This is a genomic window from Caballeronia sp. LZ024 (assembly GCF_031451455.1).
Taxonomy (GTDB): domain Bacteria; phylum Pseudomonadota; class Gammaproteobacteria; order Burkholderiales; family Burkholderiaceae; genus Caballeronia; species Caballeronia telluris.
Genome location: NZ_JARUXL010000054.1, coordinates 1 through 546 on the forward strand (window position 1 = coordinate 1; position 546 = coordinate 546).

The following is a 546-nucleotide window of genomic DNA, read 5'->3' on the forward strand; positions in this document are numbered from 1 at the left end:
TCGCGTGAAGTCGGACGGAAGCGGCGTCGATATCGCGAACGTGAAGATGTCGATGAATCCCTTCGATGAGATCGCGGTGGAAGAAGCGGTGCGTCTGCGCGAGGCGGGCATTGCGACCGAAGTCGTGGCCGTGTCGTGCGGCGTGACGCAATGTCAGGAGACGCTGCGCACGGCGATGGCGATCGGCGCGGATCGCGGGATTCTCGTCGAATCGGCTGATGAATTGCAGCCGCTGGCGGTCGCGAAGATTCTCAAGGCGCTGGTCGACAAGGAGCAGCCTCAGTTGGTGATCCTCGGCAAGCAGGCCATCGACGACGATTCGAATCAGACCGGCCAGATGCTGGCTGCGCTGACGGGGTTGCCGCAGGCGACGTTCGCATCGAAGGTCGTTGTGGCCGATGGCAAAGCGACCGTGTCGCGCGAAGTCGATGGCGGTTCGGAAACGCTTTCGCTCACGTTGCCCGCAGTCGTCACCACCGACTTGCGCCTGAACGAGCCGCGCTACGTCACGCTGCCCAACATCATGAAGGCGAAGAAGAAGCCTTT

At 62.3% G+C, this 546-nt stretch carries 1 protein-coding gene; it reads left to right on the forward strand.

The features are described 5' to 3' along the window. Nucleotides 1–546, forward strand: a 546-nt coding sequence (locus QCE48_RS31710; RefSeq protein ID WP_309794499.1) for an electron transfer flavoprotein subunit beta/FixA family protein, incomplete at both ends; no start/stop codon positions are given.